The organism is Paraglaciecola sp., from assembly GCF_051252315.1.
Classification (GTDB): domain Bacteria; phylum Pseudomonadota; class Gammaproteobacteria; order Enterobacterales; family Alteromonadaceae; genus Paraglaciecola.
This window is the reverse complement of record NZ_JBPOFP010000125.1, coordinates 1-12,171: the sequence shown is the minus strand read 5'-3', so window position 1 is coordinate 12,171 and position 12,171 is coordinate 1. Positions and strand designations below refer to the sequence as shown.

Here is a 12,171-nt window from a genome sequence, read left to right as displayed (position 1 = left end):
GGCTTGTCTTGCCTGGAAATAGCTCGAATTACTAGTTCTACTTTTTCAATTGGATTAAGGATAGCTTTTCCGCCCAACGCTATCAGAAGAATAGAAATGCCAAGCAAAAAACCTGTTAACCAAAATTGGTTTTGCTGTACAGAGCTTACATAGTGTTGTTGATGTTGGATCCGCGCATCCAAAAATGCATTTACTTGTTGCGCTAAGTCCCTAATATTCTGTTTAAACTCAGCCAATTGTGCGTCTAATAATAAGGGGTCAACATCCGCAGACAGATTCTTTATCCACTCCAATCTATTATTTAATTCGAGACAAATCTGTTTATTGGCAACCTGTTCGCAGACCTCCTCTTGGAAGCCTTCAAATCGAAGAATAGACTTTTCAACCAACTCAAATAAATCATCTTTTTTGACAATCGTAAATTGACGTGTAAGGCGTTCAATATCTAAGGAAAGGTTTTCCATTTTACCAATTTGACGAACTATGGTTATTGACTGCTCGGTTTCATTTGAAGCTATTGCCGTGAGATTTCGTAAGGTGATTTGGCTATACCCAACCAGTACTGCTAGAGGAACTAAAACCACAATAAAACTGACAAAAGTTAATTGTCGTAGGGAGTTTAATTGGATGGCCTTTCTACCCTTAGATAGAAAACTCAATTTGGACAAAGCATTATTCAAATATTGACGGGTCAATGATTTTCACTTGTTTGGAGGTTAAGCATTTAGCACTGACATGCCCATCTACAATCATCAAATACAGTCCATGTAGAAGGCGTGCTCAGTTTTCCTAAGTATTGATAAAACGAGAAAAACAGCGCTAACATAATTTTTTTATTAAGAGCTCTTAATATAGACACTACACACATCGTGCCAAGTCATGAACCCCTTTAAAATCATAAGCTTAATAAAACGAGTTACGTTTAACTTGGGATAAGAGTAGCTAATAAGCAACACTTTGTCACATTTAACTAAAGTACTAAACAATTCAACAAGTTAGAATGTCGCAAATTACATACATCAGGGTATTTTAACCTAACTGGCATTAAATAACCTAAATACTGGATAAGCCGAACCTCTAGATAACGCTCTTTTTGTGCCTATCGGCGTTGGATTGTCTTGCTATACTCAAAAAATTTCGTCACCAAGTAAGAATTCAGCTGAGTAATTTGGTCGATACTTCTTATCCAGTACTCAGGTTAAATATTATTAGGTGCTCAAGGTCCAATCGGATCCCAATGTCTTCACCTAAATGATGATCGTGATGACTTAATGCTAAACACAACAGCTTTTCACAACTATGTTGTTTTAATCTTAATTCATACAATATATGTGAACCTTTGAAATCCTTTCCGATGACCTCTGCAACTGTTTCACTATCGTCATCATGAATAATATCGTCAGGCCTGACTAAGAACGTGACCTTATCATCAACATTAAAACCATAAGAAGCATCAATTGAGAATTGCCCTAAGCTACTACTAATTTTTAAATCATGGTCAATATGGGCATTGATAAACACGCCATCACCGATAAAACTCGCCACAAATTTATCAATAGGCCTGTGATATAAAGCGTAGGCATTCGACCATTGCAACAATCGTCCTTCATTCATCACACCAACAACATCAGCCATAACAAAAGCCTCATGCTGGTCGTGTGTTACCATTAACGCTGTAGCGTTTTCATGTTTTAATATAACTCGAAGATCTTTTGCTAAACCTTCTCTTAGTTCACTATCTAAACTTGAAAAAGGTTCATCAAGTAACAACAAATCCGGTTTAACGGCCATGGCTCTAATCAGGGCGACTCTTTGTTGTTGACCACCAGATAGTTCATGTGGGAATCTTAATTCAATACCAGATAAACCGACTAAATTAAGCAATTCATTCACACGTTCTTGTTTGGCTTGTTTATTCCACTTCTGTAATCCAAACGTTATATTATCCTGAACATTAAGATGTGGAAATAATGCATAATCTTGAAACACAACTGCGACTTTTCGTTTTTGAGTTGATACATGTATCGCCTTATTACTTACAACTTGTTCTCTTAACCCAATCTCTCCAGCGACTAAAGGTTCAAAGCCAGCGATCGCCCGTAAAACAGAGGTTTTACCTGATCCTGACGGGCCTAACAAACAACCAATCTGCCCAGCATTTAATTCAAATGAAAGGTCATATACCACAACCTTATCTTGATATGCTAAAGATACATTATTGAGACGTAACATATTGCCCTTTACTTTTTAAAGATCGTCTAGGTGAATTTTGCTCGGTCATTCGAGTCAAAAATACCACAGGTATAATGCCCACAAACACAATTGCCAAGGCTGGCAAAGCAGCTTCCATTAAACGTTCGTCTGATGCGAGTTCAAAGGTTTTAACCGCTAATGTATTAAAATTAAACGGCCGTAAAATCAAAGTGGCGGGTAGTTCTTTCATGACGTCAACAAAGACTAATAATAAAGCACTAAAAACGCTTGAGGTTAACAAAGGCACATGTATATTTTTTAAAATACTAAAAGAACCATGACCTAAAGATTTAGCAGCATCGTCAATACTTGGTTTTATCCTTGCCATACCCGTATCAATATTGTGCATAGCCACAGCCAAGAATCGAATACAATACACCAAAACTAACGCAAACAAAGTACCAGATAAAACGAGCCCAACACTGACATCAAACCAAGTTTCCGTTATGCCATTTATTTGCACATCTAACCAACTTAAAATCAACAATGCCCCAATCGCAATAACAGTACCTGGAAGTGCGTAACCTAAGCCAACAAAACTAACAATCAAATGTACTGGTTTAAAGCGACTTAAACGTTTTGCATAGGCAAAAAACAACGCTAACGAGACGGCACAAATTGCTGTGATAGATGCCAAATAAAAGCTGTTCCATATTAGACCGACAAAAGCTGAATCAAATTGTTCTGAAAACGAATCGAAAGCCCAGCCCAGTAATTGAATAATAGGAACGATAAAGCCAAATATTACGGGCAATACACATAAAATCATCATAAAGAATGACGGTAAGCCGGTTAAAACCTGCCTTTTTGACACGGCCATTTTTTGACCTTGAAAATAGTATTTTATTTTTCGCCTAGAAAAATATTCTAATACTAATAAAAGTACTACAAAGCTAGTTAACATAGCCGCTAATTGAGCCGCTGCAATACCATTTGCTAAACCAAACCAGGTTCTAAAAATGCCCGTAGTAAAGGTACTAATACCAAAATATTGCACAGTTCCATAATCGGCAAAAGCCTCCATCATAGCTAATGCAGCACCCATTAATATGGCGGGTCTGGCTAACGGAAACACCACTTTGAAGATATATTGATTGGAGGATATACCTAAACTTTTAGACACTTCTTCTAGGTTTGCAGGTAAATCTGAAAACGCGGTTTTGGCCAACATATACACATAAGGATATAAAACCAAAGACAACATGAGTATCGCCCCGTTTAACGAGCGAATTTCAGGGAAATAATAGTCACCGTATTGCCAATCAAAAATAACACGTAAATAACTTTGTAAAGGGCCAGAGAAGTCTAATAACCCAGTATAAGAATAGGCCAAAATATAGGCTGGCATTGCCATCGGCAATAATACAATCCATTTGATTTGTTTACGCCCATAGAATTCATAACGAGCAATAAACCAAGCTAATGGCGTGCCAATGCAAACCACCAATACACCTACACCAAAAGCTAATAACAGTGAATTAACGATGTAATCTGATAACACTGTTTCGAATAAGTGTTGCCAAACATCTGGCTGTGGAAAAGCTAAGCTTGAGAATACTAGAGCAATAGGTGCGGCTAAAATGGCACAACAAAAAACAATGCTAATAAACCAAGGGTTAAGCCAATTGTACCTTTTCATACAATTGGCTCGTTAAAACGATAAGGCGTTAAAACTCTTATTTCCACCCAGCTCGGTCCATAATACGTACAGCATTAGCATTCAACTCACCTAGTTTGCTAAGTGGCACTTGTTCCGCATTGAATTGACCAAAAGTTGTCAATAAATCGCTCCAAGTTACATTAGGTAAAATTGGATATTCATGATTAGTTTTGGCATACCAAGTTTGTGATTCATTGCTTAACAAAAAGTCTACTAATTTACGAGCAGCTAGTTTATTTGGGGCATTTTTAGCCATGGCAACACCAGAGATGTTTACATGAGCACCACGATCATCCTGATTAGGCCACACAACTTTAACTTTTTTGGCTTGCGCTTGTTGTGCTTCATCTTTGGAGGACAACATTCCCGCTAAGTAATAAGTATTGGCAATGGCCACATCACATTGACCCGCCGCCACTGCTTTTATTTGATCTCTATCACCACCTTGAGGAGGACGAGCAAAATTACTAACCAACCCATTTACCCATGTTTGTGCCGCTTCTTCGCCCAATTGAGCGACGATAGATGCCACCATAGATTGGTTATAGATATTACTTGAACTACGAATACAGATTCGTCCTTTCCAACTAGGATCCGTTAAATCTTCTATACTTTTCACTGCGTTAGCCTGAACTCGTTCAGAAGATACCATGATAGGACGCGCTCTCAACGATAAGCCAATCCAATGGCTTTCTTCATCTTGAAAATTAGTCGGTACTGTTTGAGAAACCTCAGAAGAATCAATCGGCTGCGTTAAACCTTGTTCCTTTGCACGATATAAACGCCCAACATCAGTGGTTAACAATAAATCTGCCGGACTATACTTCCCTTCACTTTTTAGGCGCGTAATTAAATTATCCGCTTTACCTGTCACTAAGTTAACTGAAATGCCGGTTTGCTGAGTAAACTTATCCAATAAAGGTTTAATCAAAGCTTCTTTACGCGCCGAGTACAAATTAACTTGTTCAGCTGAAACAATAGAAGATAGAAGAGTACCGATGACAACAACCGAAGATATAATAATTTTCAAAATACCGATCCAAAATAATTAACAGAATGTTATGTTGGAATGGTATTCTAATTGCGAATAATTCTCAATAACAAATTGAGATTTATTGTAACCATTTATAACTTGTATACAACGTTAACAGTGTTTCCACCGTTACTATATTCCACTGATTCGCAAAGTTGATTAACAAGTGCAATGCCTCGGCCGTAATAATTTTCAGAATCATCTACTTGAGTCAATAAGGCCATATCGAATCCCTGCCCAGAATCCTGAATTTGAAAACTTAAACGTTGTTTGTGTGGTTCATAGTTAGTAGTAAAAACGATATTAGCGTCTTGTAAAGTTTCTAATCGCTCTTGTCTAAGAGTAAAGAATTCAAAAAAACCTTCGTCAGTCATTTTTAATTCTGAATCTAATTTTAAGATCCCATGATCTAATGCATTGTTATACAACTCAGTTAAAACAGTAAAAATGGCACTATGGTGATTAAATAGGCCCAACTGATTTGCAATTACACTGACTAAAGCGCTAATAGGCTCACCTGCTTTTAAATTTTCAGCGTTAAGTTCACTCACTATTTTTAGTGGTAGTTTTACTATATCTTGATTATTTGGTCCTAGGTTTAATGGCTGACTGGTAAAAATAACCAGCGTAATGTCATCTAAACGTTCACCGGTACCCAAATGATCCAATACATTTTTAAATACGTCTTTCGTGGTTATTTTGGGGTTTGCAATCAACCATTTTTCAACCCCTTCCTCGCCAAGCATTTCTTTTTTATTGTTTTCTATTTCTACCAAACCATCACTAAACCCAATTAAACGATCACCGTAACTAGCATAATAACGTTCAACTATTGCATCAAATTCTTCAGGATCTAATATTCCAAGCGACATGTGTTTGGATTCAAATCGCTTAATAATCTCTCCTTGTGCATCTTGCAATAGTAGGTGGGGCATACCGCCATTCCACACTTCGATTCTTTTTCCTGATGCATCAATTTCAACAATAATGGCTGCAAAAAACATGTCTTCAGGTAATAGAAGTAATAACGTTTGATTAATCGTTTCTGCTATTTCATTTAATGATAGGCCTTTTTTGGCCATTGTATTGAAGGTTTGAGATACCGGTAAAGCACCAATAGAAGAAGCTAAACCGTGACCGGTGAAATCGCCCATTAGGAAATACATACCGCCTGAAGGGCTAGTACACATTAAAAATAAATCACCATTAAAAGTACTGGCAGGGTTTAGCTGATAGTCGATGTAATCATTCAGGGACGCGTCTATCGTTAGTGCATTTTCAAATATGTGCTCAACAATCTTATGTTCTCGTTCGACCGACGCTTGGTAATAAGATAATTGTTTATATTGTTCGTGAGCTTTTTTACTGAGTAAACGTGTTCTAGAATGAGCTCTTATTTTTGCTGATAGAATAACTTTATCGAAAGGTTTAGAAACAAAGTCATCACCACCCACTTCTAAACACCGAGCTAGGCCCTCTTCGTATTCTAGCGCGGTGATAAATATAATTGGTAAGTAATAATCACCAGAAATTTCTTTTAATAAAGGGGCGGCTTCATAACCATCCATTTCTGGCATGACAACATCTAGCAAAACTAAATCTGGTGAGACTTGTTTGGCTAACTCCAAAGCCACTTTTCCATTTTCGGCTTCATAGGTATCAACATACCCTTGCTGCTCAAGCATGTTCATAAGTAAGAAACGATTTATTGGGTCATCATCTACGACCAAAATGCGCATGCTTATTCAGCCTTTAACACAGCTCGAACTTTTTCCCGAAGCGAGCGATCTGTAAAATCTTAGAAACCTGTGGTTTTGCGTGTGCAATTTTGAAACTAGTCACATTCTCTTTCATCGCTTTTTGCATATTTAATAACATACCTAAAGCCGAACTATCCATGTACTCAGTGCTTTGTAAATCAATCACAATACTAGTAACGGCTTCAGTTCCTTCAGAATAAGCAGCTCTAAAGCCTTGCACCTGTGAAAAATCAAATTTCTCATCTATAAAAATGGTCAGTAAATTACCGTCATCAGAAAAAACTCTGTCTAAACTCATCACAATCTCCAAATTAGTTACACATTAATACCCCATTAAATAATAGTTTTCGCTATATGCCTATAAACAATCTACTTTTTTTTATAGAATTGACTTTTATTCTTGTAAATACTTATTTAAACGATCTCTAATATGAATGACAACACTTTAGTTTACAGCACAGATACTGGTCGAATTAACACAGCCAAAAAGCAAGCTCCAATCAAGAAAGGTGACGGTATTGTTCGCATAAGACGAGAAACAAAAGGCCGCAAAGGAAAAGGAGTCACGACTATTTCTGGTATAGAGTTGGCTGAGCCAGAATTAAAAATAATTTGTACTAAACTTAAAAAGATGTGTGGCACTGGCGGTGCTGTAAAAGACGGAGTGATTGAAATTCAAGGTGATAATAGAGATAAAATAAAAGCAACCCTTGAGCAATTAGGACATAATGTAAAATTCGCAGGCGGCTAATTTAACCGAATAAGGAGTACTAATGCACCATATTGCATTATCTGATGTAAACATAGTTTTGGTTGAGCCTTCAGATACCCAACGTAAAATTATCATCAAACAATTGGCAGCAGCCAACGTATTAAAAGTTGAAGCGACTGGTAGTGTTAAGCAGGCTATTGATACAATCTCTAAACATGGAGCAGACTTAGTTGTTAGTGCCATGTATTTTGAAGATGGTACGGGTTTAGATATCATTAAAAATATAAAAAATAATGAAACCCATGCTGCCACACCATTTATGCTTGTTTCAAGCGAAAACCGTACTGAAAAGTTAGAAGAATTTAAACAAGCCGGTGTAGCCGCGATACTACCTAAACCGTTTTCACCTGACAGCTTATCTAAAGCGCTAAATACCTCACTAGATCTGATTAATACGGATGAACTTGAATTAGACTTGTTCGATATACAAGACGTTAGGGTGTTACTTGTTGATGACAGTAAGTTAGCGAGAAACCACATCCGTCGAGTATTAAAAGGTTTAGGTTTAGAAAAAATTCTTGAAGCAGAAAACGGAGCAGAAGCGTTAACACTGTTAAAAGATAATACTTTTGACTTAGTGGTGACAGATTATAATATGCCAGAAATGGATGGCAGAGAACTGTCTGAGTTTATTCGATTTAATCCTGAAACAGCACATATTCCAATTATAATGGTGACCAGCGAATCAACTTCAAGTTTGCATATGGCAAATATTCATCAAACCGGTGTTAACGCGTTATGTGATAAACCTTTTGAAGTCAATGAAGTGAGAAAAATGCTCGCGTCGTTACTTGGACAAGATTAAACAAGTACCTCCTCAAAAAATAGCTATACCAGCCTCCTAAATTGGAGGTTTTTTTTATCAATTAAGTGAACAAAATGAATTCGACAGAATTAGAAGAAATTAGAGTCAAAATTACCGACTTAGATAGTAATTTATTAGAGTTACTAGCTCAGAGACAGCAGTTAACAAATTACGTCGCTGAAACAAAAATAAAGAATCAAATTCCAGTTAGAGATCACAAACGAGAAGAACAACTGCTTATTCGTTTAATCAAACAAGGAAAAAAGCACAAGCTTGATGCACATTACGTGACCCAGTTATTTCATGTGATCATTGAAGATTCGGTATTGAATCAACAAGCGATGTTGGCTGCCAATGCTAATCCAGATAGTACACTGTCAGTTAATCGAGTGGCGTTCCTTGGCAATAAAGGGACTTACAGTTATCTCGCCACGCAAAAGTACTTCAATCGCAGACCAGGTGAATTAATTGAAATTGGCTGTCAAAGTTTTGCCGAAATCATTAAAAAGGTTGAGAATAACGAAGCGGATTATGCGGTACTGCCCATTGAAAATACTTCATCCGGTAGCATTAACGAAGTATACGACCAACTACAGCATACGAGTTTGTCGGTAGTAGGTGAATTAACCCATCCAATTCAACATACTTTACTCGTTCACCAAGACACCGAATTGAGTAAGATAAAAACCTTGTATGCACACCCACAAGTGTTTGCTCAATGTAGCCATTTCTTAGCAGAACTTGGCAATATAGAAGTTAAACCCTGTGATAGCTCTTCTGCGGCTATGATTAAAGTTGCGGAGTTAAAGTCTGATTCTGTTGCAGCAATCGGTAGTGAAGCTGGCGGTAATCTTTATGGTTTGCATGCAATAAAGTCTAATTTAGCTAATCAAAAAGAAAATCATAGTCGCTTTTTTGTGGTGGCCCGAGAAGCGGTAAATGTGCCTCTACAAGTGCCCGCTAAAACAACCTTAGTTATGTCTACGGTACAAAAACCGGGGGCTCTAGTTGATGCACTTATGGTCCTGCGTGACAATAAAATAAATATGACAAAGTTAGAATCTCGCCCAATTACAGGTAACCCATGGGAAGAAATGTTTTATATTGATGTAGAAGGCAATGTTCAAGATGGGCCAATGCAAGACACATTAGATGCGCTTAAAGGGATGGCACGTACCTTTAAAGTGTTAGGGTGTTACCCGAATGAAGAAATTAACCCTACAAAAGTGGCGGCAGTTAGCGCCCTAGCTGACTAAAAACAAAGCCAGGTAAGCTAAACTTACCTGGCTTTTTACAAACTACTAAAGACTAACTATTAAACCCTAACCAGCTTAGTGAATGACTAATTTTATTTTTTAGCTGTTATTGAACGGTCATCATCCGCTTTAAGAAGCAATTTTTTACTGCTAGTTAAACATTGCTTAGAATAGTCACCAAACCATTCGCCCACTTTAAAAAATTGTTTGATAAACTCACCTTTATCGCCTTTCTCAACAAGGTTCAAAGCTTGAGTAAATTTGTCACTAAACTCAGTTAACCTGACTAAACTATCTCTATTATCAAAAATAATATCGGCATATAAAGCTGGGTTTTGAGCAAATAACCGACCAACCATAGACAACTCTAACCGGTATATAGGAGAACTTAGTGACACCAGGCGTTGTAAATCAGGATTGGCACTCGCTAAATGAGAACCAAACACGAAACTACAAAAATGACGCATGACTTGAATAAAGACCATTGCATCATCATGCTCTTTAGCCTCGACCTCTTGTAAGATCGCCCCCCAAATACGCATCTGTTCCATTAGCCACTGATAATCCTCAGCCTGTCTGCCATGACATATCACCACAACCTGTTTAACTAAACTCGACACATCTGGGCCAAACATTGGATGCAATCCTACCACAGGCCCCTTATGAGCCTTCATCATGGCTAAAAGAGGCTTTTCTTTGGTACTCGTGATATCCGCTAAGATGCATTCGGTGGGTAAGGCTGTCAATTGCTCTATCGTTGTTTCGGTCAACTTAATAGGCACCGCAACAACAACGAGTCCAGCATTAGAAAATATCTGCTCGGCATCTGGCCAATCATCTTTTTCCAATACATCAACTTGATAACCACTACGAGTAAACATATCAACAAAAACTCGTCCTAACGCCCCTGCACCGCCAATCACTACAATTTTTTTGATTGCAGGGTTGGTGCACAAGTAGTCAACATGCTGAGTTTGATATGATTCACGCATAATGCGCCGCAACAAATCTTCAACTAATACTGGAGAAACCTTTTGCTCTTCTGCTTGAGCGCGCCTTTTGCTAATTAATTCAGCTTCTCTTTCTGGCACGTATATAGGTAAGCCAGCTTGGCTTTTATATTGACCTACTTTAGTGGTAACTTGTGCCCGCCTGGCTAACAAATTAACTAATTCACTATCGATTTGATCGATTTCTTTTCTTAGTTTATTCAGTTCATCAGGCGATATAGACATAATAATTCCTACTATTGCGCTTCTTTAAATTTGCTTAATCGTGAAGGTAATACGCTCACTAACTTTTCACGTATTTGATCAATTAGCTCTTCTGTAGTTTGCCAATCAATACAACCATCAGTAATGGATACGCCATACTCTAACTCGGTAGGTTTTTTACCGCTACTACTTTGATTACCCGCATTTAAATGGCTCTCAAGCATGATACCAATGACCGATTGATTACCTTCTAAAATTTGATTGACAACATTCATCGCCACCAAAGGCTGACGTCGGTAATCTTTACTTGAGTTTGCGTGACTACAATCAATTACTAAACCTGCTGAAAGCTTATTCTTGGCTAACTCAACTTCGCAGTCTGCAACACAAACAGAATCGTAGTTTGGCTGTTTTCCGCCACGTAAAATGATATGTCCATCAGGGTTGCCTTGGGTTTGGATAACGCTGACTTGCCCTTCTCCATTGATCCCCATGAAGCTGTGACCTGATGCCGCTGATTGCAATGCATTTATGGCTATACCTAAGCCGCCATCGGTGCCATTTTTGAAACCGACAGGCATCGAAAGTCCACTGGCCATTTCTCTATGGGTTTGCGATTCTGACGTACGTGCACCTATCGCCGACCAACTAAAGAGTTCAGCCAAGTATTGAGGACTAATAGGATCTAAAGCTTCGGTCGCTACAGGTAGCTCTAGTTCAGCTAACCAAATAAGTAACTCACGGGCTTTGCGAAGACCTGTTTCAATATCAAAGGTGTCGTTAATATGCGGGTCGTTAATTAATCCTTTCCAACCTACTGTGGTACGGGGCTTTTCAAAATACACACGCATAACGATGTAAAGTGTATCTTTGCACTTTTCTTGTAATGCTTTCAATTTCAAAGCATAGGCTTTGGCAGCTTCAACATCGTGAATGGAACATGGTCCACTAATAACCAAAAAGCGATGATCTTTACGATGTAAAATGTCGCTAATCACTTGCCGAGAACTTTGAATAATTTTTAACGACTCAGCACTAACTGGTAACTCTGTTTTTAACGCTTGAGGTGTGACTAAAACTTGTTCTGATGAAACATTAATGTTGTTTATGTTATCCCGTAACATTGTTTTTTAACTCTTCTTAAATAAGTAAATCATGGCATTGAGTAACTATTTAAATCATTCAATACGTGAGCATTTCTGGCTACAAAGCAACTGTAAAGATTTATGTACAGGGTGAAAATTATTATTTCACGAAATGATATTGACTTTTTAACAGAAATTAAAACCAACAACAAGTTATACTTGGTTAAGTATGAATAACTGCTTAATTAACACACTATTTTCATATAACGAAAATAGGATTAAAGACCTGCGGGTATTAAATTGAGCGAATGACTTTTGCCGGTACTCCAGCAA

The 12,171-nt window shown here is 37.7% G+C and carries 10 protein-coding genes and 1 pseudogene; 3 read left to right on the top strand and 8 right to left on the bottom strand.

The genetic code is table 11. The features are described 5' to 3' along the window. The 6 genes and pseudogenes from ACSHXM_RS18345 to ACSHXM_RS18320 form a co-directional block, all read right to left on the bottom strand. Positions 1 to 695 (bottom strand): annotated as a pseudogene (locus tag ACSHXM_RS18345) (sensor histidine kinase); the annotation flags it as partial. A gap of 487 nt (positions 696 to 1,182) precedes the next feature. Then, positions 1,183 to 2,232 carry an ABC transporter ATP-binding protein gene (locus tag ACSHXM_RS18340; protein ID WP_435691197.1) on the bottom strand — a complete coding sequence of 350 codons (1,050 nt, stop codon included), beginning with the start codon at positions 2,230 to 2,232 and terminating at the stop codon, positions 1,183 to 1,185. Further along, positions 2,216 to 3,892, bottom strand: a complete 1,677-nt coding sequence (locus ACSHXM_RS18335; RefSeq protein ID WP_435691195.1) for an ABC transporter permease — start codon at positions 3,890 to 3,892, stop codon at positions 2,216 to 2,218. The genes ACSHXM_RS18340 and ACSHXM_RS18335 overlap by 17 nt, the downstream gene beginning before the upstream one ends. 37 nt (positions 3,893 to 3,929) lie before the next feature. After that, positions 3,930 to 4,943, bottom strand: a complete 1,014-nt coding sequence (locus ACSHXM_RS18330; protein WP_435691193.1) for a Fe(3+) ABC transporter substrate-binding protein — start codon at positions 4,941 to 4,943, stop codon at positions 3,930 to 3,932. A 95-nt stretch (positions 4,944 to 5,038) separates the two neighbouring features. Further along, complete coding sequence (locus tag ACSHXM_RS18325) at positions 5,039 to 6,685, bottom strand: ATP-binding SpoIIE family protein phosphatase (protein WP_435691191.1); 1,647 nt, start codon at positions 6,683 to 6,685, stop codon at positions 5,039 to 5,041. A 13-nt stretch (positions 6,686 to 6,698) separates the two neighbouring features. After that, complete coding sequence (locus ACSHXM_RS18320; protein ID WP_435691189.1) at positions 6,699 to 7,004, bottom strand: STAS domain-containing protein; 306 nt, start codon at positions 7,002 to 7,004, stop codon at positions 6,699 to 6,701. A 132-nt stretch (positions 7,005 to 7,136) separates the two neighbouring features. On the opposite strand from ACSHXM_RS18320, the gene yciH reads away from it, so the two are divergent. From yciH to pheA, 3 genes are all read left to right on the top strand, one after another. After that, the gene (yciH, locus tag ACSHXM_RS18315) at positions 7,137 to 7,457 is read left to right on the top strand and encodes a stress response translation initiation inhibitor YciH (RefSeq protein ID WP_435691186.1); all 321 of its coding nucleotides are present in this window, start codon (positions 7,137 to 7,139) and stop codon (positions 7,455 to 7,457) included. 22 nt (positions 7,458 to 7,479) lie between these two features. Beyond that, the gene (locus tag ACSHXM_RS18310) at positions 7,480 to 8,283 is read left to right on the top strand and encodes a response regulator (protein ID WP_435691184.1); all 804 of its coding nucleotides are present in this window, start codon (positions 7,480 to 7,482) and stop codon (positions 8,281 to 8,283) included. 74 nt (positions 8,284 to 8,357) lie between these two features. After that, positions 8,358 to 9,539: a prephenate dehydratase gene (gene pheA / locus ACSHXM_RS18305; RefSeq protein ID WP_435691182.1), complete on the top strand. Its 1,182-nt coding sequence runs from the start codon at positions 8,358 to 8,360 to the stop codon at positions 9,537 to 9,539. Positions 9,540 to 9,631: 92 nt separating this feature from the next. On the opposite strand, the gene tyrA is transcribed toward pheA, so the two are convergent. Together tyrA and ACSHXM_RS18295 are read right to left on the bottom strand one after the other, a co-directional pair. After that, complete coding sequence (tyrA, locus tag ACSHXM_RS18300) at positions 9,632 to 10,774, bottom strand: bifunctional chorismate mutase/prephenate dehydrogenase (protein ID WP_435691180.1); 1,143 nt, start codon at positions 10,772 to 10,774, stop codon at positions 9,632 to 9,634. Between the two features lie 11 nt (positions 10,775 to 10,785). Beyond that, positions 10,786 to 11,877 carry a 3-deoxy-7-phosphoheptulonate synthase gene (locus ACSHXM_RS18295; RefSeq protein ID WP_435691178.1) on the bottom strand — a complete coding sequence of 364 codons (1,092 nt, stop codon included), beginning with the start codon at positions 11,875 to 11,877 and terminating at the stop codon, positions 10,786 to 10,788. Between the last annotated feature and the right edge of the window lie 294 nt (positions 11,878 to 12,171).